22 protein-coding genes, 1 other RNA gene and 1 riboswitch are annotated in these 22,568 nt (G+C 61.7%); of the genes, 10 read left to right on the forward strand and 13 right to left on the reverse strand.

Going from position 1 to position 22,568, the window contains the following annotated elements:
* Positions 1–26 precede the first annotated feature (26 nt).
* From FSO04_RS21085 to FSO04_RS21115, 7 genes are all read right to left on the reverse strand, one after another.
* Positions 27–1,442 (reverse strand): Fic family protein, encoded by a 1,416-nt coding sequence (locus tag FSO04_RS21085; RefSeq protein ID WP_154562109.1) that lies wholly within the window; start codon positions 1,440–1,442, stop codon positions 27–29.
* Between the two features lie 207 nt (positions 1,443–1,649).
* On the reverse strand, positions 1,650–2,240 hold the full coding sequence (gene cobC, locus FSO04_RS21090; protein ID WP_154562111.1) for an alpha-ribazole phosphatase: 591 nt from the start codon (positions 2,238–2,240) through the stop codon (positions 1,650–1,652).
* Positions 2,225–3,001 carry an adenosylcobinamide-GDP ribazoletransferase gene (locus FSO04_RS21095; RefSeq protein ID WP_154562113.1) on the reverse strand — a complete coding sequence of 259 codons (777 nt, stop codon included), beginning with the start codon at positions 2,999–3,001 and terminating at the stop codon, positions 2,225–2,227. Before FSO04_RS21095 ends, cobC begins: the two co-directional genes overlap by 16 nt.
* Before the next feature lie 63 nt (positions 3,002–3,064).
* A complete protein-coding gene (cobT, locus tag FSO04_RS21100) occupies positions 3,065–4,126 on the reverse strand; it encodes a nicotinate-nucleotide--dimethylbenzimidazole phosphoribosyltransferase (RefSeq protein ID WP_154562115.1) in 1,062 nt (353 codons plus the stop codon).
* Positions 4,127–4,163: 37 nt separating this feature from the next.
* A complete protein-coding gene (locus FSO04_RS21105) occupies positions 4,164–5,003 on the reverse strand; it encodes an ABC transporter ATP-binding protein (protein WP_154562117.1) in 840 nt (279 codons plus the stop codon).
* Positions 5,000–6,055, reverse strand: a complete 1,056-nt coding sequence (locus FSO04_RS21110) for a FecCD family ABC transporter permease (protein WP_154562119.1) — start codon at positions 6,053–6,055, stop codon at positions 5,000–5,002. Before FSO04_RS21110 ends, FSO04_RS21105 begins: the two co-directional genes overlap by 4 nt.
* 27 nt (positions 6,056–6,082) lie before the next feature.
* Positions 6,083–7,981 carry a TonB-dependent receptor domain-containing protein gene (locus tag FSO04_RS21115; protein WP_154562121.1) on the reverse strand — a complete coding sequence of 633 codons (1,899 nt, stop codon included), beginning with the start codon at positions 7,979–7,981 and terminating at the stop codon, positions 6,083–6,085.
* Between the two features lie 91 nt (positions 7,982–8,072).
* Positions 8,073–8,329: riboswitch (cobalamin riboswitch) on the reverse strand.
* A gap of 207 nt (positions 8,330–8,536) precedes the next feature.
* Between FSO04_RS21115 and FSO04_RS21120 the strand changes: the two genes are divergently transcribed.
* The 5 genes from FSO04_RS21120 (at position 8,537) to FSO04_RS21140 (ending at position 10,954) form a co-directional block, all read left to right on the forward strand.
* On the forward strand, positions 8,537–8,893 hold the full coding sequence (locus FSO04_RS21120; protein ID WP_054035121.1) for a hypothetical protein: 357 nt from the start codon (positions 8,537–8,539) through the stop codon (positions 8,891–8,893).
* Entirely contained in the window at positions 8,890–9,201 is a 312-nt protein-coding gene (locus FSO04_RS21125) for a cell division protein ZapA (protein WP_054035122.1), read from the forward strand. The genes FSO04_RS21120 and FSO04_RS21125 overlap by 4 nt, the downstream gene beginning before the upstream one ends.
* A 93-nt stretch (positions 9,202–9,294) precedes the next feature.
* A non-coding RNA gene (ssrS, locus tag FSO04_RS21130) (6S RNA) lies at positions 9,295–9,476 on the forward strand.
* A 91-nt stretch (positions 9,477–9,567) separates the two neighbouring features.
* The gene (locus FSO04_RS21135; protein ID WP_154562123.1) at positions 9,568–10,026 is read left to right on the forward strand and encodes an EVE domain-containing protein; all 459 of its coding nucleotides are present in this window, start codon (positions 9,568–9,570) and stop codon (positions 10,024–10,026) included.
* 196 nt (positions 10,027–10,222) lie between these two features.
* Entirely contained in the window at positions 10,223–10,954 is a 732-nt protein-coding gene (locus tag FSO04_RS21140) for an SIMPL domain-containing protein (protein WP_154562125.1), read from the forward strand.
* Positions 10,955–11,054: 100 nt separating this feature from the next.
* Here the strand turns inward: FSO04_RS21140 and lgt are convergent, their stop codons facing one another.
* Positions 11,055–11,960: a prolipoprotein diacylglyceryl transferase gene (lgt, locus tag FSO04_RS21145; RefSeq protein WP_154562127.1), complete on the reverse strand. Its 906-nt coding sequence runs from the start codon at positions 11,958–11,960 to the stop codon at positions 11,055–11,057.
* 143 nt (positions 11,961–12,103) lie between these two features.
* Entirely contained in the window at positions 12,104–13,087 is a 984-nt protein-coding gene (locus tag FSO04_RS21150) for a LysR family transcriptional regulator (protein WP_154562129.1), read from the reverse strand.
* A gap of 225 nt (positions 13,088–13,312) precedes the next feature.
* Here FSO04_RS21150 and ilvD point away from each other — a divergent pair, with 225 nt between their 5' ends.
* Both ilvD and FSO04_RS21160 read left to right on the forward strand, forming a co-directional pair.
* Positions 13,313–14,986 (forward strand): dihydroxy-acid dehydratase, encoded by a 1,674-nt coding sequence (gene ilvD / locus FSO04_RS21155; RefSeq protein ID WP_154562131.1) that lies wholly within the window; start codon positions 13,313–13,315, stop codon positions 14,984–14,986.
* Positions 14,987–15,183: 197 nt separating this feature from the next.
* On the forward strand, positions 15,184–15,525 hold the full coding sequence (locus FSO04_RS21160) for a c-type cytochrome (RefSeq protein WP_154562133.1): 342 nt from the start codon (positions 15,184–15,186) through the stop codon (positions 15,523–15,525).
* Positions 15,526–15,608: 83 nt separating this feature from the next.
* Here FSO04_RS21160 and FSO04_RS21165 read toward each other — a convergent pair whose 3' ends face one another.
* The 3 genes from FSO04_RS21165 to FSO04_RS21175 all read right to left on the reverse strand — a co-directional run bounded on the left by FSO04_RS21165 (position 15,609) and on the right by FSO04_RS21175 (position 18,411).
* Positions 15,609–16,307, reverse strand: coding sequence for a DUF2486 family protein (locus FSO04_RS21165; protein ID WP_168435768.1), 699 nt, complete (start codon positions 16,305–16,307; stop codon positions 15,609–15,611).
* Positions 16,308–16,400: 93 nt separating this feature from the next.
* Positions 16,401–16,817, reverse strand: coding sequence for a DNA polymerase III subunit chi (locus tag FSO04_RS21170; protein WP_134960722.1), 417 nt, complete (start codon positions 16,815–16,817; stop codon positions 16,401–16,403).
* A gap of 52 nt (positions 16,818–16,869) precedes the next feature.
* Positions 16,870–18,411: a leucyl aminopeptidase gene (locus tag FSO04_RS21175; protein ID WP_154562137.1), complete on the reverse strand. Its 1,542-nt coding sequence runs from the start codon at positions 18,409–18,411 to the stop codon at positions 16,870–16,872.
* 137 nt (positions 18,412–18,548) lie between these two features.
* On the opposite strand from FSO04_RS21175, the gene lptF reads away from it, so the two are divergent.
* Genes lptF through FSO04_RS21190 form a run of 3 tightly spaced genes read left to right on the forward strand, consistent with a single transcriptional unit; the run spans position 18,549 to position 21,190 of the window.
* Positions 18,549–19,646, forward strand: a complete 1,098-nt coding sequence (gene lptF, locus FSO04_RS21180; protein ID WP_154562139.1) for an LPS export ABC transporter permease LptF — start codon at positions 18,549–18,551, stop codon at positions 19,644–19,646.
* 3 nt (positions 19,647–19,649) lie between these two features.
* On the forward strand, positions 19,650–20,798 hold the full coding sequence (gene lptG, locus FSO04_RS21185; protein WP_154562141.1) for an LPS export ABC transporter permease LptG: 1,149 nt from the start codon (positions 19,650–19,652) through the stop codon (positions 20,796–20,798).
* Between the two features lie 11 nt (positions 20,799–20,809).
* A complete protein-coding gene (locus FSO04_RS21190) occupies positions 20,810–21,190 on the forward strand; it encodes a sirohydrochlorin chelatase (RefSeq protein ID WP_154562143.1) in 381 nt (126 codons plus the stop codon).
* A 432-nt stretch (positions 21,191–21,622) separates the two neighbouring features.
* Here FSO04_RS21190 and FSO04_RS21195 read toward each other — a convergent pair whose 3' ends face one another.
* Entirely contained in the window at positions 21,623–21,865 is a 243-nt protein-coding gene (locus tag FSO04_RS21195) for a DUF6429 family protein (RefSeq protein WP_097391632.1), read from the reverse strand.
* Positions 21,866–22,568 lie beyond the last annotated feature (703 nt).

Here is a 22,568-nt window from a genome sequence, read left to right on the forward strand (position 1 = left end):
AAAGTCGTGAAGCAGGCAGTGCCGCGTTAGCGCGAAACGGCGTCCGCCCGCTTGAACGGCCAGCGTTCGAATTCGGAAAGCCGCAGCCGATAGCGCGCAACATTACCCAGGTAGAGTTGATCGAGATCGGACTGGATCGCATCGACGAACGAAGATAGTTCCGCCGCATCCACCTGATTCTGTGCGAGCGTTTCAATCTCGTCACGCGTACCGGCAAGGCCACCGCGAATCACCTCCTGCACCACTTGTATCAATGCATTGCGATACTTGAGGCGAAACGCGTCCGGCTCGCCGATCGATTGTCGAATCGCCAGATAACGCTGACACGAGCGCTCGTATGCCCAGATGAAAACGTCGCGCAACAACTCGACACGATTGGCCTCGTACACCCCAAGCGTACCGTCGACGTAGGCCTTTTCGGGAACGTCGATGAACGACAACGGACACAGATTCTGCCGGATCAGCGGGATATTCGCGGTCAGACGCGAGACCCGTTTGTTGACGTCTTCGAACGGCTGCAGATAGGGCAGGTGCACCATGCTGAAGAAAGCCTGCTCGAAGGGATCGTCGATCTGGGCGGCCTTGTTCAACACCGCCTCGAAGCATTCCGCGATTTGCTGCGGCACCGCGAGCGGAAAAAATACGGTGCCGCTGATCTCCACTTCGCGCGCGCGCAAACGGCCACTGGCGAACGGGTCAGACATCAGGTTGTCGGAGAGAATCGCGTGCAGGTTCAGTACGGTGAATCGATTGAAGCCCACTTCGTCCGCGCTCTCGACGATCATTTCGATCGCGGCCTTGTGATTCAGGATCATCTGCGTTTCCTGAGCGTCTTTGCCTTCCGCAATGTGCCCTTGCTCGATCAGCCGCACGGTGTCGAGCCGCGTGTAAGTATTGCCCTCGAGCCGCGACGACGCCCACGACAAATCGATCAGAAGCCGGCTCATGATGTCGCGTGCGTAGGTGCCGGCCGGCCGCACATCCGCCGACGTACGGCCCCATTCATGCAGGCGTTCACGCTGTGCTTGCGATAGATACGCGTCCTGATTCGGACGATAGCGTTCGAGAAACGCACGGTTATAGCCGACCGGCCGGCGCTCGTGCAACGGCCTGTTCACTTCCGCGCGCACCTCGAGGCCCGCACTCGATACGGGCACGTAGGCCTCGCCGGAAGTGCTTGCGCCAGCGATAACCTGTGTGGGGAAAACAGCCTCGCCAGGAGCCGCAGTCTGCTTGTAGGACACTGCCCGGCCGGCACCTTCCGAGACGATCCGGCCTGCTTCGAGCAACACGTCGAGACGACGTTGCAGCGTGCGGCGTTGCATGGGATGGCGGCGCGCAGCAAGTGCCGCTGCAAGCGCACGAACGCCTCGCCCCTCGGCGCTTGCAGCGATGAGCTGCTCGATCAGATCCAATTCCTGCTTGATGCCACTGCTGTTCATGCGCGCCACCCTTTTGCCAATGTGTCGCAATAAATCCTAATCGCGACACTTTTTCATGACATTGTGGCACAAATCGCGCGAATCGCGACACTTTTTACGTCTTAAAGTGTCACGATTTCTGTTTTCGCGACAAATTCCCCGAAAAAGTGTCACGAATAAGGCTGAGCTGACGCGATTCGGGGGGCTGCAGGGACCAAGCCCCTTCCCTCACACATTCCACCTCACCAACGACCACTGCTGCGTCTCATCATCCCGGCGTAGCCAGACAATCCCCGCCATCTCCAACGACCAGCGCAGACAGCTTTCCACCGGCACCTCCAACACCAGCGAAGCGATCACCCGCATGACGCCGGCATGCGTGACCACGTACGCGGGCGACAACTCGCGTGTCTGCGCAAACGCGTCGAACCACGCCCGTACCCGCGCGACGAATTGCGCGACGCTCTCGCCGCCATGCGCACGCGCGTGCTCGAAGTTAGCCGCCCAGGCGTCGAGCAACTCGCGATCGATTGCGTCCCAACGCTGCTCCTCCCAATCGCCGAAATTCATTTCCTTCAGACGATCGTCGTGACTGAGCGCGCAACCGAAATCGTTCGCCATGACCGCGGCCAGTGTCGCGCAACGCGTCAACGGGCTCGACATCAACACACGCGGCGGCGGTATCTGCAAGGCCGCCAGTTTCAACGCAAGCGCACTCGCCGATATCTCGACGTCTTCGGCGAGCGCCACGTCGCTGTGGCCGTAGCACACCCCTGAATCGAGCGCGACGGCAGGATGACGGATCAGGACGATATCCATGCGAGCCCCACGAGGTAGATGCTCAGTTCAAAGATCTGTTGCGCGAAGCCGAGGCAGTCGCCGGTGTAGCCACCGATGCGTCTGACGAAATAGCGGCCCAATGCAAAGCGCAGCGCCATCAGTATGGCGAGCGTCACGCCGGCGAAGCGCCAATTCGGCGAATCCAGCACGTTTGGCCAGAGCAACAACGGCAGACCGAACACCGCTGCGCAGAGCAACGCGGGGCCGCTCAAGCGCTGCGCAACCGGTTTGGCTTTGCCTTCGGTGCGCACGTAGTCGAGTGTGGCCAGATAGCTGATGGCGAACACACGGCTCGCGGCATGCGCTGCAATCATCAGACTTGCGGCGCGCATCGGCGGCAACGCGGTGAGCGTTTGCCACTTCAGTGTTAGCGCGATCACGAGCGCGATGGCGCCGAAAGCACCGATGCGCGAATCATGCATGATGCGCAACGCGTCCTCGCGCGTATAGGCGCCACCGAACGCATCAACGCAATCGGCAAGTCCGTCCTCGTGAAATGCGCCGGTGACGAGAAGCGACACCGCCATCGACAGGAGCACCGCCACGCCCGCGGGAAAGACATGCAACGCGGCGAGATAAACCAGCGCGCTCAATCCGCCGACCAATAGACCGACGAGCGGGAAATAACGCGCCGCCGCATTCAGATAGTGCGGCTCATAGCCGACCCAGCGCGGCACCGGCACGCGCGTGAAATAGCCGAGTGCCGTGAAGAAATAGCGGAGTTCAGCGAGCGGATTCATGAGTGAGCCGGACGCACGCTTCTGAATGACTGCGCGTCGTACAACAGCGCTTCGTATAACGGATTACACATCGCGATTTGCGACACCGGCCGATTCGAAGCTGGCCATTTCGTTCACGAATGCCACTGCCGCGCGCAGCAGCGGCACCGCGAGTACCGCGCCGGTGCCTTCACCGAGACGCATATCGAGCGAAAGCAATGGCAGCGCGCCGAAATGATCGAGCATGCGCCGGTGCCCCGCCTCGTTCGATGCATGCGCGAACACACAATACTCGCGGACGTTCGGTGCGAACGCATCGGCCACCAGCAACGCCGAGGTCGCGATGAATCCGTCGACAAGGATCGTCATACGCGCTTGCGCGGCAGCGAGATATGCGCCCGTCATCATGGCGATTTCGAAGCCGCCGAAGGTGGCGAGCACCTTGAGCGGATCATTGGAAACGGGGTGATGCGCGAGCGCGGAGGCGAGTACGTTGCGCTTTTTTGCGAGCCCCGCGTTGTCGAGCCCCGTGCCACGTCCGACGCATTCGTCGATCGGCACGCCGCACAAGCGGCTCATCAGACACGCGGCCGACGACGTATTCGCAATGCCCATTTCGCCGAAGCCGATCACATTGGTGCCGAGCGCCGCATGATGCCGCACACGAGCCGCGCCCGCTTGCATCGCGGCAAGTGCCTGTTCGTGCGTCATGGCGGGTTCGTGCGCGAAGTTGCGCGTGCCGGCCGCAACCGGAATGTCGATGAGCCCCTCCGTCGACGGCAGCGGCGTCGCAATGCCTGAGTTGACCACTTCGAGCTCGACGCCGGAGACGCGGCTCAAGGCATTGATCGCCGCGCCGCCCGTGAGAAAGTTAGCGACCATTTGCGCGGTCACCGCTTGCGGATACGGACTCACGCCTTCCTGCGCAATACCGTGGTCACCGGCGAACACGATCATCGCCGGACGTTCGACCGTGGGGTGTGTCGTACGCTGGATCAGCCCCATCTGGCGCGCGAGCGTTTCCAGCCGCCCAAGACTGCCGGGCGGCTTGGTCTTGGTATCGATGATGTGTTGCAGTTCGGCACGCAGCGTTTGATCGAGCGGTTCGACTTCGGTCAATTCCGGCAAACCTGGCAAAGAAGTCATAGACGTTTCTAAAAGAGAGAGTGTTTTTATAAAGCGCTTAGCCTGCCGGCGTGTCATGCGCCGCAGGCGATTCGTGACGCGAGCGCGGCGCGGGAATCAGCGCCTCATGCTCGCCGTCGCGAATCAGAATCAACGGATAGCCGAACGCACGGCTCGTCAGCGAGGGCGTCAGCACATCGTGCACCGGTCCGGCATACGCGCCGCCGTTCCCGTCGAGCAGCAGCGCATGCGTCGCGAAGCGGCGCGCCAGGTTCAGGTCGTGGCACGAAAACATCACTGTACGCCGAGGTTCGCGCGTCCAGGCGGTCAGCGCTTCGAGACAGTCGATCTGGTGGTGCAGATCCAGATGCGAGAGCGGTTCGTCGAGCAGCAATAACGGCGCTTCCTGGCACAACACTCCTGCGAGAGCAACGCGTTGACGTTCGCCACCCGAAAGCGACAGCACGTCGCGCGCGGCGAATGCGGCGAGGCCCAAAACGTCCAGCGCGGCATGCGCAGCAGCGCGATCGGCCTCACCCTCCCAACCCCAGCCGGTCAGATGCGGAAAACGGTTCAGCATCACGATGTCGAGCACACTCGCGCTAAAGGCGTCCGCAGCGCTTTGCGGCATCAGCGCGCGACGCTGCGCAAGCGGCAACGGCTGCCAGTCGGCGAGACGCACGCCGTCGAGTTCGACATGCCCCGCCGACGGCTGCGCCAGACCGGCGAGCGTGGATAGCAAGGTCGTCTTCCCCGCGCCGTTGGGGCCCGCGATACACCAGATCTCGCCTGCGTAGAACGTATGCGTGAACGCGTCGAGCAAGGTGCGCATGCCCGCACGCAAGGTCAGGCGTTGCGCGCTAAGCGCCGAATGCGGGGCGTTGTGTGCGTTCATCATCGGCGCCTGCGCAACAGCATCCACAGGAACACGGGCACGCCGACGATCGACGTGATCACGCCGACCGGCAATTGCGCCGGTGCAATCACAGTACGCGCAATCAGGTCCGCGCCCATCACCGCGACACCACCACCGAGCGCCGCTGCTGGCAGCAGCATGCGCTGATCGTTGCCGAACGCGAGCCGCAGCATATGCGGCACGACGAGCCCGACAAAACCGATCGTACCGGCCGTGGTCACAGCCGCGGCGGCCGCCAGCGACGCCACCAGATACACGCGCAAGCGCAGCGGCATCACAGCAACGCCGAGTGCCTGCGCGGCGGCGTCGCCCCGCAGCAGCACATTCAGGCGCGGCGCAGCGGGTACGATCGCCACCAGCACGATGACGAGCGCGGCGAGCGCCGTCCATGGCATCGCGCCGCCGTTCAGATCGCCGGTCAGCCAGAACAGCATGCCGCGCAGCCGATTGTCCGGCGCAAGGTTGAGCAACAGGGTAATGAGGGCGCCCCAGCCGGCCGCGATCACCGCGCCGGTCAGCAGCAAACGCGGCGACGTATCCTGCGGCTCGCCTCGCCACAACTCACGGCGTGCGAGGCCAAGCACCAGCAGGATCGACACGAAGGCGCCGGCGAACGCGCTGGCGTCGACGATCCACCACGCACAACCGGCGATCATCGCGACCAGCGCGAATGTCGCCGCGCCACCCGACACACCTAACACATAGGGTTCGGCCAACGGGTTGCGCAACAGCACTTGCAGCAGCGCACCGGCCAGCGCAAGCAACGCGCCGCACGCGAAGCCAGCCAGCGCGCGCGGCAAACGCAGCGTGCGCACGATCTCGCCGGCAAGATCGCCGGACTCGACATGCGACGCGTGCGACGGCAGCAACGCCGCCAACACGCGCGCTGGCGCGAGCGACACGCTGCCCAACGCGAGCGACGCCATCAGCACAACCAGCGCGACTGCCGCGAGCACGAGCCAGATCGCGGCCGCGCGCTTCGCGCTCATCACGCGCAACGTGGTCGTGGACATCGGGCTCGAGCTACGGTTCATCGGCGCGTTCTCATGCAAATACGTTCATCACTGCTGCTGCCAACCGACCGTGACATACGCACCGCGCCGCGGCGAGTTATACGAGTAGGCCGTTTCATAGTCCTTGTTCAACAGGTTCTGGATCTGCGCGGCGACGTACCACGCCTTCGTGATGTTATAGCGCGCCGACAGATTCACCACGCCATAGCCGCCCAGCGTGCCGCTGCTATCTTCACGGGCGCCGCTGACGATCCACTCGCCGCCGACACGCCACCCGCCAATGCTGCGGTTCACCGCCAGCGACGCGAAGCGCCTGGCACGCCGCACGAGATCGGTATCGCTATCGAGGTCGACGGGATTCTGCAGCGTTACCGACGCGCGCACGCCCGTCTTGCCCACATGGCCGCTCCACGATCCTTCGAGCCCCTGCACCTTCGCACGGCCGACGTTCTCGGCCAGATAGATGCCGGGCGTAACCTGCTCGTAGTCGATCAGATTCGAATAACGCGTCTGGAACGCGCTCAGACGCATCACACCAAGCGCGTTCGACGCGTACTGCAACGCTGCTTCGATCGAATGGCTGCGCTCCGGTTGAATCGACGGATTGCCGCTGAGCGGATAGTACAGATCGTCGAAGCTCGGCGCGCGGAATGAATCCGAATAGCTTGCAGTCGCCTTCCAATGCTCGGTGATGTCGAAACCGTAGCCGAGATAGTAACTGTTCGCCCCGCCGAAATCGGAATACTGATCGCGCCGCACGTTGGCCTGAATCTGATTGCGCCCAAAGCGCCCCGTGTAGCCGACAAAGCCCGAATCCACATGCCGGTCGGGTGCGGCGAACGCATCCGAGTCGAGGCTCTGGTCCAGATGCTCATAGCCGACCTGCAGTTTCTGCTGCGCGGCGAGCGCGAAATCGTTCTGCCACGTGTACTGGCGATTGTCGGTATCGAAGCGGCCGTTGTAGATGCCGTTGGTATTCGCCACGCTGCGGTCGTCGCCTTCCGAAACGATGAAGTGCGTGGTCCACCAGTCGGTCAGTTTGCCGTTCGCGAACACCGACACCTGGCGCACTTTGGTGTAGAGGTTGTTCAGATCGGTCGGCACACCGTACGCGTTGTCGTAGCTGTTATTGCCGTTCGACTGGAAATAGGTGACGCCCGCGTCCCACTTGTCGCTGAACTTGTGACGCAGCGAAGCCGAGATGCTTTCGTTCAGATAGCCGTTCGCGTTCGGATTCGCGTTGGGTGCCTGGGACGGATTGAGCGAGGAGAAACCGTCGTCTTTCGAGCGCGCGAGCGAAATGCTAAAGGTGGTGCTGCCGTCTTTATCCAGCGCGCCGTTCACACCGGCTTGCTGCGTCTGCGTGTGATAGCTGCCATAGCCCACCGAAAAATTGAAACGCGGCGGATGGTCGCCGCCGTCTTTGGTGAACACCTGCACCACGCCGCCAATTGCGCCGGAGCCGTAAAGCGCGGACACGTTGCCATTCACCACTTCGACGTGATCGATCTGGTCGAGCGGAATCTGCGCGAGTTGCGGCGCGCCCAGGCTCACGGAGTCGACTCGCACGCCGTCGATCAACAAAAGAGATTGCGTCGACGACGCGCCGCGCAGAAACAGGCTCGTCGTGGAACCCGGGCCACCGGTGCGCGAGATTTGCGCGCCGGGCGCGAGTTGCAGCAGACCGGGCAAATCGGTGGCGGTCGTATCGGCGATGTCCTGCTGATCGAACAGCGTGGTCTGTGGGATCGCATCGGCGAGCGGTTGCGGCCCGCGCTCCGCGGTCACGACAACGGGCGACAACACCGCGGGTGACGAACCGCTCGCCTCCGTATCGGCAGAAGAAGATGAAGACGGCGACGAAGAAGAAGCAGCAGCTTGCGCATGCACGACGAGCGGCAGGCTCGCAAAGGCGAGCAACGCCGCGCGAGCGATGGGGGACAGCATGGGATGACATTCCTGTGGATAGCGTGCTCGGCCCGCTTCCCCGCAGGCCGATGCGTAACGAGGCGCCCGCGTTGTTTTACGTTTGCGCGGGAACGAGCCTCTCCCTCTGGCCGGTATCCGGGCTGGCGACACATCGATCCCGCCTTCCCACGCGTGACGCGCAGTGGCACACTCGCGTGTTCAGCTTCAAACACGCGATCAGGATCGACCTGCATGACGAATGCGGTCGCTTACCGTTGCGGGGGCAGCGCAGGTTAGCGCGTTCAGACGAGGCGCGCGCCCTGCTTCCCGTTTAACTGCGCACACTGTGGAAAAGCGCGCGCGAGCACCAAAGTGCGGCCAGTTTAGGAGCGGCCTTCAGGTCCGTCAAGAATGGTTAATCCGTGCGCAAACTGTTCTGTTAAGTGCAGGTTATTGTCCGATGCATGAGTTGTTTTTCATCATATGGTCGATAAAAGCCGGCACAAAGCGATGTTGTTACGTCTCGAAACGAGACAATTGTCGGAACCTGCGACATTCCGCGCTAAAATGCGATGTCTTTAGAGGACGCAGCAGATGCTCACCGAACTCGAAACACTTTCACAGAATATCGGCAAGCTGATCACGATCAGCCAACGCCACAATGAAGCGCGGCTCGCGCTCGAAGATCAGCTCGCCCAAACGCGTGCCGAAGCAGAGGCCACGCGCACGGAACTCGCGCTGATGCGCGAGGAGCGCGATGCGCTGCAGGCGGAACGCGACGCGCTGTCGGCAAAGATCGACGACGCACAGGTGCGCCTCAATGCGATCCTCGAAAAATTGCCGCGGGCCCGCGCGCACAGCGAGCCTGATAATCAGCTCGATCTGCTCGAGGCCGCGCCGCATGAGGAAGAAGCGGAGAGCGACGTCACCCGCCATGGAGAAAATGCATGACCACCAAGCAGATCGAAGTATCGATTCTCGGCGTGCCCTATCGTCTCGCCTGCTCGCCGGAAACTGAAGGCGCGCTGCTTGAAGCGGTTGCACGCGTCGACGCCGAGATGTCGAAGATCCGCAATAGCAGCAACGTACGCGGCACGGATCGCATTGCCGTCATGGCCGCGCTGTCGCTGGCATCGGAACTGCTTAAGCTGCAAAGCAGCGTGCGGCACGGAGAAGCATTTCCCGCTGAAGAAATCCGGCGTACAATGCACCAAATGAACGAGCAACTGGGTACTGTGATTCAGCAGTACAGCATGTAAAAGTATCTTGTAGCCGGTCCTGAGATCGGCTGCGGATTCAAACGAGGTGCATGAGCAAAGACTCATGCAAACGTTTTGAATTCAATCGGTTTGACTTCCCTGCCTGGTTCGCCAAGGTCATATATTCCTTGAACCAATGCCATGTGCACGGTTGTGGAAATTTGTAGCACGGGTGTGCGCGTCACTCTGTCTGATGTACCCGAAGTGCTGCTAACTGCGACCAATTCTGAACCCCCGGTTCAGGATGCCGGCCTAGCGGCTAAGGCGGGGACCTATTCAAACGGCATCGGACTTCGGTTCGGTGCCGTTTTTCTTTGGGCCTCGATTTTTCTTGCTGTATCAAACCTTTAACGTTCAATTCGATTCATGCGCTACTGGCTAATGAAGTCCGAACCGGACGAAGCAAGCATCGACCATCTTGCCCAGGCACCGCACCATACGTTGCCGTGGACTGGCGTGCGCAACTATCAGGCGCGCAACTTCATGCGCGACACGATGCAGGTCGGCGACGGTGTGCTGTTCTATCACTCGAGTTGTCCGGAGCCAGGCATTGCGGGGCTCGCGGAGGTATCGTCCACCGCGTATCCGGACCCCACTCAATTCGATAAGAAGAGCCCCTACTACGACCCGAAGTCGTCGCAGGAAACGCCGCGCTGGCTACTCGTCGATGTGGTGTTCAAGAAGAAGATCCCGTTGATTCCGCTTGCCGCGCTGCGCGAGCATGAGGAATTGAAGGACATGCGTGTGCTCGTCAAAGGCAACCGCCTGTCGATCACACCGGTGACCGAAGCTGAATGGCGCTTCATCACCAAACGTCTTGTTTAACGTTGCATACGCACATGTGACCCGTTGCGGCTTGTTTCACGCGCAAGTCTGTGCGCGGATGAAAGCAAACGTTGAGCAAACGTCAAATTGGGGAACCAAGCTCAGGTTACAAGCGCCTAACGGACTCGCAAACGTTGTGCCATCGCATGGCGTTCGCTCCAATCGTGCACAACCTGTTCAAGCAAGGAGTCCAAGAATGACGAAAAACACCGCACGTGCACTCGCTCTCGCTCTCGTATGCGCCGCGCCTGCCGCGTTCGCACTGACGCCGGCCATGGCCCGCGCGCAAGGCGTGACGCAGTATCAGCCCGCCGGCGTGCTGTCGCTGAATGCACAGGCAAGCGCTGAGGTGCCGCAAGACGTCGTCGATATCACGCTGTTCTACGAGCAGGAAGCGAGCGATCCGTCCGCGCTCACCTCCACGCTGAACCAACGCGCCGACGCAGCGCTGCAAAAAGCCAAGGGCGTGAACGGCGTAACAGCTCGCACCGGCTCCTTCTCTATCTACCCGTCCACCGATCGTGACGGCCGCATTTCCGCATGGCGCGGCCGTACTGAAGTTGTGCTCGAGTCGCACGACTTCGCCGCGGCGTCGAAACTCGCAGGCCAGATGGCATCGATCATGCAGGTCGGCAACGTGCAGTTCTCGCTGTCGCCTGAAGCGCAGCGTGCCGCGGAGCAGAAGCTCACCGGTGAAGCCATCAAGTCGTTCCGTGAGCAAGCCGCTTCTTCGGCGCAGGCGTTCGGCTACAACGGCTATTCGATTCGTGAAGTCAACGTCGGCCACAACGGCGTCATGCCCCGTCCGATGATGATGATGAGCGCACGTGCAATGGGTGCCGATGCTAAGGCATCCGCGCCGGTGCCGATCGAAGGCGGCACGTCGACGGTAACAGTCAATGTGTCGGGCTCGGTGCAGATGAAGTAGCGCGTTTTACGCCAGAAGTACCGCTGCAATGAAAAAAAGCCACGGCATGCCGTGGCTTTTTTTCATTGGCTACTCAGCTCACTACGATAAAACGTAGCGCTCAATTCGCACCGACCGTCTGCGCCGGTTCACGCCGCGCACGGCGATAGGACCACACCAGTATCCCGATGCCCACGAGGATCATTGGCAGCGAGAGCCATTGGCCCATTGAGAGACCCATTGCCAGAAGCCCAAGGAAGTCATCCGGCTCACGCGCGAATTCCACCGTGAAACGCGCAAGGCCGTAGCCGATCAGGAACACCGCGGAAATCGCGCCCATCGGTTTCGGTTTGCGTGAGAAGAAGAACAGCACGAAGAACAGCGCCACGCCTTCCAGCGCGATCTCATACAACTCCGACGGATGACGCGGCAGCATGTGATATTGCGCGAACACGTCGTTCAGATGCCATTGCGCGGCCAGTTGCGGATGGGCGGTGAGCCACGTGGCGTCGTCCGGCGCGGCACCTGGAAACAGCATCGCCCAGGGCGCTGACGGATCGGTCACGCGGCCCCACAACTCACCGTTGATAAAGTTGCCGAGGCGCCCTGCCGCGAGCCCGGTCGGCACCATTGGCGCAACAAAATCGGTGACCTGCAACCACGAGCGCTTGCGCTGATAGGCGAACAGCACCATCGCCAGCGTCACGCCGAGGAAGCCACCGTGAAACGACATGCCGCCTTCCCACACCTTGAAGATGTCGAGCGGATGCGCGAAGTAAAAGCTCGCCTTGTAGAACAGCACGTAGCCGAGCCGGCCGCCGAGGATCGTACCGAGCACGCCGTAAAACAGCATGTCGTCGATATCCTTAGCGGTCCAGCCCTGTGCGGCGACGTACGGCAAACGCAGCCGCAACCGGCCGACGACGATCGCCGCGATGAACGCAACGAGGTACATCAGTCCATACCAGCGCACAGCAAGCGGCCCCAGATGAATGGCAACGGGGTCGAAATTCGGGTGAATGAGCATCGTGTTGTTATGGGCAGTTCAGGTTCAGAAGCGGATTTCTAGTCGAGTTTCAAGTAGCAGCCGGCGGTGTGCGCGTCATGCGGCGCATGCGTTGGACGGTTCCGCTTGCAATGCGTTCGCGGCAGCGGCTCACCTCAGCTCGCCTAAACACGAGGCGCCGCGAACTGCGCCTCCATGGTGGCCGCGTGCGCTCGGACGATCTCGATGAAGCCGACCAACACCGGACTCACCTCCGCCGTGCGCCAGACCAGCCCCGTCTCGATCGCCGGCACCGATTCGGAGAGCGGCCGGTACACGACACCCGTGCGGCGCAGATTACGCAACGATTGCGGCACCAGTGCGACGCCCATCCCGGCCGACACAAGGCTCACGATCGTCTGCATCTGGATCGCCTCCTGGCCGACCCGAGGTGCCAGGCCCGCCACGCCGTAGCAATCCATAATGATGTCATAAAAGCCTGGCGCCAGACGTCTTGGGAAGATCACGAGCGGCTCGTCGGCGACGTCGCGCAGGCTGATGGGCGTTTCCAGCCACTCCGCGTGCGAGTCAGCCTTGGAGCCGGCGGCGCGGCCCACGCGCTGCGCCATATCCGTCGACATCGCGATCACCAGCGGCTCGCGGGCGATCGGCAACCACGAGAGCTGGGTGGCATGGCGCGACGGTAGCGGCGCGATCACGAGGCCTGCGTCGATGCGCCCGGCCACCAGTTCCTCGATCTGCACGTCGCTGGTGGCTTCGGTCAGTTCGAGGCGCACCCGTGGATGGCGCACGCCGAAATCGCGCAGCAGCAACGGCAGCAGGCCGTAATCGGCCGTCGAGACGAAGGCCAGCGACAGCGCCCCGGCCTCGCCTCGCGCGAGGCTCTGCGCCAACGGCCGCAGCCCCTCAGCGCTCGCCAGCAGGCGCTGCACTTCGGGCAACAGGTCAGCGCCCACCGGGGTCAACTCCACCGAGCGCTTGGTGCGCGCGAACAACTCGACGCCGAGTGTTTCCTCCAGCGCCCGAATCGCCTGCGACAACGGCGGCTGCGTCATGGAAAGACGCACGGCCGCCCGCCCGAAGTGCTTTTCTTCGGCGACGGTCACGAAATAGCGCAACTGGCGCAGGTCAGGAATCGTAGGCAACATGATTAATACATTTTACGACCTAATCGAGCCTGAATAATATATTGGACACGCGCTTCGCAAAACTGCACCCTTGCGCAACGCGTCGGAACTAAACTGAACTGACCAGAAGCGCCGTATCGGCCGACGCCGCCGGCAACGCATTGGCAGCGTCAGCGCAGCCTTTGCGGCAGCACCTGAGCCCCGCATACGCAGCACGGATCAAAACAAAACAGATTGGAGTTCCCCATGGCATACAACCGTCGTTCGAAGAACATCACGCAAGGCGTGGCGCGCTCACCGAACCGCTCGATGTACTACGCACTCGGCTACGAAAAGGCCGACTTCGACAAGCCGATGATCGGCATCGCCAACGGCCACTCGACCATCACGCCGTGTAACGCCGGCCTGCAGCGTCTGGCCGACGCGGCCGTCGCCGCGGTCAAGGGCGCGGACGCGAATCCGCAGATCTTCGGCACGCCGACGATCTCGGACGGCATGTCGATGGGCACCGAAGGCATGAAGTACTCGCTGGTGTCGCGCGAAGTCATCTCCGACTGTATCGAGACGTGCGTGCAGGGCCAGTGGATGGACGGCGTGGTGGTGATCGGCGGCTGCGACAAGAACATGCCGGGCGGCATGATCGGCATGCTGCGCACCAACGTGCCGAGCATCTACGTGTATGGCGGCACGATCCGTCCGGGTAACTGGAAGGGCACCGACCTGACCATCGTGTCGTCGTTCGAAGCAGTGGGCGAATTCACGGCCGGCCGGATGTCGCAGGAAGATTTTGAAGGGGTCGAAAAGAACGCGTGCCCGTCCACGGGTTCGTGCGGCGGCATGTACACCGCCAACACGATGAGCTCGTCGTTCGAAGCGATGGGCATGTCGCTGCTGTATTCGTCGACAATGGCCAATCCGGACCAGGAAAAGGTCGACTCGGCGGCCGAATCGGCACGGGTGCTGGTCGAAGCGGTCAAGAAGGATCTGAAGCCGCGCGACATCGTCACGAAGAAGTCGATCGAAAACGCCGTGGCCGTCATCATGGCCACGGGCGGCTCGACCAACGCCGTGCTGCACTTCCTCGCCATCGCCCACGCGGCTGAAGTGGAATGGACCATCGAAGACTTCGAGCGCATGCGCAAGAGGGTGCCGGTGATCTGCAACCTGAAGCCGTCGGGCCAGTTCGTGGCGACCGATCTGCACAAGGCCGGCGGCATTCCGCAAGTCATGAAGATCCTGCTCGACGCAGGCCTGTTGCACGGCGATTGCATCACGATCACCGGCAAGACGATCGCTGAAGAACTGAAGGACGTGCCGAGCAAGCCACGCGCCGATCAGCAGGTGATTTTCCCGATCGAGCAAGCGCTGTACAAGGAAGGCCATCTGGCGATCCTGAAGGGCAACCTGGCCGTCGACGGCGCCGTCGCCAAGATCACCGGCCTGAAGAACCCGGTCATCACCGGCCCGGCCCGCGTGTTCGACGACGAGCAAAGCGCGCTGGAAGCGATTCTGGCCGACAAGATCGTGGCCGGCGACGTGGTCGTGCTGCGCTACCTCGGCCCGAAGGGCGGCCCCGGCATGCCGGAAATGCTCGCGCCTACGTCCGCGATCATCGGCAAGGGACTCGGCGAAAGCGTCGGCCTGATCACCGACGGCCGCTTCTCGGGCGGCACGTGGGGGATGGTGGTCGGTCACGTCGCGCCGGAAGCCTTCGTGGGCGGCACGATCGCGTTTGTGCAGGAAGGCGACTCGATCACGATCGACGCGCACAAGCTGCTCCTGCAACTGAACATCGACGACGCCGAACTGGAACGCCGCCGCGCTGCATGGCAGCAACCGAAGCCGCGTTACACGCGTGGCGTGCTGGCGAAGTACTCCGCGTTGGCGCTGCCGGCCAACAAGGGCGCGGTGACGGGCTAAGCGGGCATTAAGCACACGCTGCGCTGATCCGCCTCGATTCACCTCGATTGGCCGGGGCTTACGCGCAGCATCGCTCGACGCCACGTCGGCTGCGTCAGTTACGAAAAAGCGCAAAGGGGCGCACGGGAAACCGTGCGCCCCTTTCCTTTTATAATGCATGCACTACGAGTCGGGCACCTGCACCGACGGAGACCAGAATGAAATCAATGTCGTATGCAGCGCTCGCGGCGGCCAGCGTGCTGAGCGCTATGTTAGGCGCCGGCAGTCCGGCGGCGCACGCGGAAGTGCCCACCGCCCTCGCGCTTGCCCAGCAGCAGAACTGCATGAGCTGCCACTCGGTGACACGTCCCTTCATGGGACCGGCGCTGCATGACGTCGCCTCGAAATATGCCGGCCGCGAGGATGCCGCTACCTATCTGAAGCACAAGATTCTGGATGGCAGCACGGGCGTGTGGGGCGCGGTGCCGATGCCCGCGAATACGCAACTCACGCCCGATCAGGCGGCTACGCTGGCGAGCTGGGTGATGACGCTCAAATAACGGCGCTTAAACGAAAACTCAAATGAACCCCGCTTGATGAAAGCGGTGAGCGCGCCCGGATAACGGCACGCCCCCAGCCACGATCAGGCGCTGCCCGAGCGCCGCGCGATCTCCTGATCGACCGCTTCCCTGACCCAGCCGGTCAATTCCGTCTCCAGCGCCAGCGCCACTTCGCGCGTGATCTGGTTGACGAGCCAGGACGTGTGATCCTGCAACGCATCGCGGCAACGTGCTTCGATAATGCCGCGCCCCTCGCCCGTCAGAAAACCCGCGAACCGTCCACGCAGACGTTCGGCGATGACATCGGCATCAAGATTCGGTTGCGGCTGCGCTTCGTGAGCGATATCCGGCGGCACGATCGTACCCGCCTCGATCGGCGCATGCGGTTCAGCCCGGTCGAAGACGCCCGCAGACGCAAAGGCCGGCTCATGTCCGTGCCGGTGATCGGCAGCATGGTGTGCCCTCGAACGCTTTTTCGGGTGGGCGTGCTCGGCCGGATGCGCTTGCTCCGACACATGCGCTTGCTCCGCCACGTGCGCTTGCTCAGCCACGTGCGCGAGCGTCGGCTCCTTCTGTGCCTGCAGGGTTTCTGGCGCAAACACCGGCTCAGGCTCGTGCCTGGGTTCCGGCGTAAGGACCGGTTCTTGCGCAGTCGCGGGATCGGCCGCCGGCTGGGTAGCCGGCGCCGCTGCGCCACCCTCCACCTGGCGCGCCTGGGCAGGATGGCCCGGCACGAGAATCTCGTTCAGAACCGGGATCGAACTATCGTTAGGATCGGACACGCGCGCTCTCCGTGTTTGAGTCCAAGCCGAGGCAGGCCGCGCGCGCGTCGAATCCATCCGACAAAACACCACGCGACGCGGACGAAATGGTGCCTAGCTGCCTTGCTTGTAGTTGTTCAAAGCATAGCCGCGATCGCGATAGAAACGATAGCGTTCGCGGCCCGCCGCGAGTTCGTCGTGTGCGTTACCGACCACTTCCAGCAATCTCTCGAAACGGGCGAATTGCGCCGGCACCGTGGCGCCGAGATTGAGCAGCACCTGATGATGCGGCACATCATCGAGGTTCGAGGCCAGCACAATTGGTGTTTGCGCGGCGAGCGGCGTGCCCGCCATGCAGTGCGGCACGAAATCGAGGGGCGAGAAGGTCCACAACTGCTCGTCGAAAGCCCGCAGACGCTCGGGCTCGGCCAGCACGATGGTCGGCTGGCCCGCCTGATAAGCCTTGCGGATCAGGCGGCACGCATACAGCAGCGAATCGCCGACGTTCGAGTGAAAATCGATTCTCGTCATCGGCAGCTCCGCTTTGCGTCTACAGCGACGCCTGTAACCTTACTGCAATGCGTCATTGTGCAGCGCGACCGTCCGCGGCCCTACCGTCCGCGGCCCGGTCGATGAGGAACTGCGCGAGCAAGGGCACCGGGCGGCCGGTGGCGCCCTTCGCCGCGCCGCTCTTCCACGCGGTGCCGGCAATGTCCAGATGGGCCCACGGATACGCTTCAGTGAAGCGCGACAGGAAGCACGCCGCCGTCACGCTGCCCGCCGGACGGCCGCCGATGTTGGCCAGGTCCGCGAAATTCGACTTGAGCTGATCCTGATACTCGTCGTCGAGCGGCATGCGCCAGGCCGGGTCGGAGGCTTCACGCGAGGCATCGAGCAGTTCGCCCGCCAGCGCGTCGTCTTTCGAGAACAGACCGCTGTTGTGATGACCCAGCGCGATGATGCAAGCGCCCGTCAGCGTGGCGATGTCGATCACCGCCGCCGGCTTGAAACGCTCGGCATAGGTCAGCGCGTCGCACAGGATGAGCCGGCCTTCGGCGTCCGTATTCAGCACTTCGATCGTGAGGCCCTTCATGCTGGTGACGATGTCGCCCGGCTTGGTGGCGGTGGCCGACGGCATGTTCTCGACAGCCGGGATAATGCCGACCACATTGATTTTCAGGCCCATTTCGGCGACGGCGCGCAACGTGCCCAGCACCGAACCGGCCCCGCACATGTCGTACTTCATCTCGTCCATGCCTTCGCCCGGCTTCAGCGAAATGCCGCCAGTATCGAACGTGACGCCCTTGCCGACCAGCACCACCGGCGCGGCTTTCGCGGCGCCGCCGTGGTACTGCAGCACGATGAACTGAGCCGGTTCGACCGAGCCGGCCGTGACCGACAGGAACGAGCCCATCTTCAGGGCTTCGCACTGCTTTTCGCCGAGCACTTCGACTTTCAGCTTCCAGTCTTTGGCGAGCTTCTTCGCGGTGTTGGCAAGATAGGTCGGCGTGCAGACATTGCTCGGCAGGTTGCCGAGGTCGCGCGTCAGATCCATGCCGTTGGCAAGCGCGGCGCCCTGCTTGGCCGCGAGCTTGGCGGCCTTCTCATCGCCGGTGTTGACGCTGAACACGATGCGCTTCAGGGCGCGCGGCGCGTTGTCCGGCTTGCTCTTCATCTGTGTGAAGCGGTAGCTCAACTCGCGCAGCGCGAGGATCGCGGCGCGCACGCCCCAATCGGCCGAGCGCTCGAGGATCGGCAGTTGGGCGAGCGTGAAGGTGACCTGGACGATCTTGGTGCCGAGCAGTGCGCGCCAGGCGGCCCGCACGGCTTCACCGTAGGCTTTCTGACTGAAAGCATCCTGCTTGCCGAGGCCGACCAGCAATACGCGCGAAGCGCCGATGCCCGAGACTTCGTGCAGGAACAGGGTGGTGCCGGCCTTGCCGTCCATGTCGCCGGCCTTGATGACGCGGGTCAGGAGGCCCTTGGTGGCCACGTCGATCTCCAGCGCAGCGCCCGAGAGCGTTTGCGACTCGAACACGCCGATTACGATGCAATCGGATTTCCCGGTCAGGAAACCGTTTGACGAGCCTTTGGTCCAATCACAGGCTTTTATGCTAAAGTCCATCGCGCTTGTCCTCGGATAAAATCTGGGCTTAGGATGAAAGCCGCAATTATCCGCTATTTTTCCCGCGGCGGCTGCACCGGAGGCGTGACGGGAACCAATCCGTGCGTCACTGAGAGCGCCCCACCTCATCATCAATAATGATCTTCGAACGCTCCCTCCAGCGCGAACTCGCGTATACGGCTGGTGCCGTGTTCATGGTTCTCCTCACGCTCGTGCTGACGACGATGATGATCCGCATCGTCGGCCTCGCGGCCTCGGGCGAGATCGACCCGCGCGACGTGCTGGTCCTGATCGGCCTGACTGTGATCGGCTACCTGGCGATCATGCTCGTCGCGACCCTGTTCGTGTCGATCCTGTTCGTCCTGACACGTTGGTACAAAGACTCCGAGATGGTCGTGTGGCTGTCCTCCGGCGTCAGCCTGACGCAATTCATCAAGCCGATCGCCATTTTTTCCACGCCGATCATCATTCTCATCATGTTCTTCGTGTTCGTCGGCTGGCCGTGGTCGAACCAGCAGAACAAGCTGCTGCGCGCGCGTTTCCAGCAGCGCGACGAAGTCTCGCTGCTCGCGCCGGGTCAATTCCGCGAGTCGGCCACCAACCACCGCGTGTTCTTCATCGAGAAGATGTCGCCCGACCAGGCGCGCGTCGAGAACGTCTTCGTGACCAGCACGGAGAACGGCAAGGTCAACGTGGTCGTGTCGAAAACCGGCCACACCGAAACTGATAAGAACGGCGACCGCTTTGTCGTGCTGGAAAACGGCCGCCGCTATGACGGCGAACCGGGCCACCCCGATTTCCGCATCATGGAATTCGACCGCTACGGCCTGAAGATCCAGAGCCAGCCGGTCGTCAACACGCCAACTACCACCAGCTTGCCCACGCTCACGCTCCTGCGTAACCGCACCGACGACAATCTCGCCGAATTCGCCTGGCGCGCGGGGCTGCCGCTGATCGCGATCAACCTGATGCTGCTGGCGATTCCGCTTGCGCACCAGAACCCGCGGCGCAGCCGCACGATCAATCTGGTGATGGCCGTCCTGATCTATCTGACGTATTCCAATCTGCTTAATGTCGTGCAGTCGTGGATCGAGCAAGGCAGGATGTCGTTCGCGGTTGGACTGGTGGGCCTGCACGTTATTGTGGCGGTGATCGTCGCGTTCATCTTCTGGCTGCGCGTGCGCAACCGGCCGCTATTCACGCGGGCGATGTTCAGCCGTTCGCAGGGGGCCTGACCGATGCGCATCTATGAAAGGTATTTCGCGCGTCAGATCTATCTCACGTTCATCTTTATTCTGTTCGCGTTTTCGGGTCTGTTCTTCTTCTTCGACCTGATCAACGAACTGAATTCCGTCGGCCACGGCAACTACAAGTTCCAGTACGCGGTGCTGCGCGTCGCGCTGCAAACGCCGTCGCGCTTCTACGAAATCATTCCGGTTGCTGCGTTGATCAGCGCGATCTACGTGTTCGCGCAAATGGCGGCGAACTCCGAGTACACGATTTTTCGCGTGTCCGGCCTCGCCACCAATCAGGCGCTGCGCTCGCTCATGAAGATCGGCATTCCGCTCGTGTTCCTGACTTACCTGATCGGCGAAGTGGTCGGTCCGTACACGGATCAGTTGTCGGAACGCGTGCGGCTCGAGGCATTGGGGTCGTCGGTATCGAGCAACTTCGAGTCGGGTGTGTGGGTGAAGGACACGCTGACGGCGCGCGCGGACGGCGAGCAGGTGACGCGCTTCGTCAACGTTGGCGAATTGAAGCCGGACGCGACGATCAGCAACGTGCGCATCTACGAATTCGATTCGAAGTTCCGCCTCTCGAACGTGCGGATTGCGAAGAGCGGCACGTATCAGCCGCCGGGTCATTGGCAACTGACTGATGTGACGGACACGCAACTGATCGACGTCCCTCCTCCTCCGGGCACGCCGGCCGATGCGTTGAATCCGGTGTACCGTGCAAAGCAGGTGGAGTTGCCGGCGTATTCGCTGCGCTCGGAACTGACGCCACAGATCTTGTCGGTGCTACTGGTGTCGCCGGACCGGATGTCGATGTTCAATCTGTTCCGCTACATCCAGCATTTGACCGAGAATCATCAGGACACGCAGCGGTATGACATTGCGCTGTGGCGCAAGCTGCTGTATCCGTTTGCGGTGTTCGTGATGCTGGTGTTGTCGCTGCCGTTTGCGTATCTGCATACGCGCGCCGGCGTGGTGGGTGTGAAGGTTTTCGGCGGGATTATGCTGGGGATGAGTTTCCAGCTGTTCAATACGCTGTTCTCGCATATCGGCACGTTGAATACGTGGCCTGCGCCGTTGACTGCGGCTACGCCTGGGCTCGTTTATCTCGTGCTCGGGCTGGTCGGGTTGAAGTGGGTTGATCGCCATTAGGGGCCTTTGTCATGGCTACGCATGGACTTGTTTTGTTTGCGCATGGCGCGCGGGATGTGCGGTGGCGGGAGCCATTTGAAAGGCTCGCTGAGAAGGTTCGCGCTGCGCGCGGCTCTGATGCTGAGGCTGGGCCGGTTTTGTTGGCTTTTCTTGAGTTGATGGAGCCGGATTTGCCTACCGCTGTGGGGTCTCTTGTCTCCGACGGGTGTTCTGTTGTGACTGTTGTGCCTGTGTTTTTTGGGCAAGGTGGGCATGTTCGCAGGGATCTGCCGGAGGTGATCGAGAGGTGTCGGGGGGCGTATCCTGCTGTCGAGATTAAGTGCGCTACGGCGGTTGGCGAGGATGAGGGTGTGTTGGACGCTGTTGCTGGGTATTGCCTTCGGCAGGGTTGATTTTGTTTGCCTGCTCGGTGCTTTTGTCTGTTTGCCTAGGGCGTTGGCCTTTCCTTGATTTGCTAGTGGTCTATTAGCGTTGCCCCTGTGCGGGGCGGCACCTACTTTTCTTTGCCGGCTGCAAAGAAAAGTAGGCAAAAGAAAGCAGCTCAAACCGCTACTGCTAAGTGGGCACCGTGGTCTGCTGCGGGTAGTGGTACATCTGGAATCCGTGTTCTCGCACATTCCGCGCTAGTGACAAAGGGCTCATCAGCTCCCACTCCGCACTGCGTGCGTCGCGGACGGGTCTGCATGGGAAACCGCCGGCTTCGGTTGAGTTGAGGTCCGTGGGGGCCGTCGGCTTCGCCTCGGCGATGCGCTGAGAATATCGGGTTTTTGAATTGACGCTTGGTGAACCAAGCAGCTAGTGCCGTGACTTAGAAGCTTGTTGCATCAATTCTCCGTTCTTTCTGGAATGACGAAGTGCTGATTAAAAAGCCGCTCGGACTCGCGTAGTCCTTCGTCCGTAAAAATCACGGACTTCGTCTTGTTGACGGGGTCTTCGATGAAGCCTCTTTCATGGAGTCGGTTCAGCACATCCCAGTCAAAGCCCTTCCATGCGCGGTATCGGTCATGCAGGGTCAGGTAGAGAAGGGCTAGGGCGACTTCGTCAATTGCATCGATATTGATATTCATGGTGTTCCTGCTGCAGCCTTCCGGACCCGCACTAAAACCGTTCGAGGCTAGCCAGCGTCTCATCAGTTGACCAACTCCAGACAAACGGTTTGCGTGACCGCCGTCTGCCCATCGTTGCCTCCTCGTCTCAAGTGCCAGACAAAACACTTTAGTACGTGATCGGCATCATCCAATGAATTTTTAACTCAAGACGCTGATGATCTCAAGTGTGCCCTAACGCCGGAAGCAGCTATTGACCTAATAGCGCAGCAGTGAGCGTAACGACAGCTAGTTGCTGGCAGGATTTCCGCAGCGTGTCGACAACAACGCACGGGTTTGGTGAAGTACCGCGTCGGCGCGCGAAGCGCCGCCGGAAGTATGACGCCCTTGTCACAGACGCCGAATGTGCGAGAACACAGATTCCAGATGCACCACTACCCGCAGCAGACCACGGCGCCCACTTAGCAGTAGCGGTTTGAGCTGCTTTCTTTTGCCTACTTTTCTTTGCAGCCGGCAAAGAAAAGTAGGTGCCGCCCCGCACAGGGGCAACGCTAATAAACCACTAACAAATCAAGGAAAGGCCAACGCCCTAAGAGCCAGCCCTTTCAAGGTCTTGATCAAGATGTCCCGCCTTTGGCGCGTTTAAGCAGGCGGGCGGTACTGTGATGGGCTCGGGCTACCGCGCCTTCGACATAGGGTGCGGGTTTGCGGGTCTTGGGGCCAC

It is taken from the genome of Paraburkholderia madseniana (assembly GCF_009690905.1).
In the GTDB taxonomy this organism is placed as follows: domain Bacteria; phylum Pseudomonadota; class Gammaproteobacteria; order Burkholderiales; family Burkholderiaceae; genus Paraburkholderia; species Paraburkholderia madseniana.